The sequence below is a fragment of the Robertmurraya sp. DFI.2.37 genome (assembly GCF_029211245.1).
Taxonomy (GTDB): Bacteria; Bacillota; Bacilli; order Bacillales; family Cytobacillaceae; genus Robertmurraya; species Robertmurraya methanolica_A.
The window spans coordinates 1-297 of sequence record NZ_JARGEJ010000678.1; the positions used below are offsets into that span (position 1 = coordinate 1).

Below are 297 nucleotides of genomic sequence, written 5' to 3' on the forward strand. Positions count from 1 at the left end.
GTAGGCTAAAGATTCCTGCGCATAAGCTGGTAAAACAAAGCAGTAATCTATCGTGAAATTATGGAGGGAAGCACATGTCGATCATGCTTGAACCAAGTCCACAACAAATAAAAGTAGAAAAAATTTATCGAGAAATGGGTTTAACTGACGAGGAATTCGCAAATGTAGAAAAAATCCTTGGAAGAACTCCTAATTATACAGAAACTGACCTTTTTTCCGTTATGTGGTCAGAACATTGTAGCTACAAAAATTCAAAGCCAGTATTAAGAAAGTTTCCAACAAAAGGGGAGCGAGTCC

General features: G+C 37.4%; 1 pseudogene. It reads left to right on the top strand.

The features are described from left to right. Positions 1-74: 74 nt before the first annotated feature. Positions 75-297, top strand: a pseudogene (locus tag PZE06_RS28175) (phosphoribosylformylglycinamidine synthase II); the annotation flags it as partial.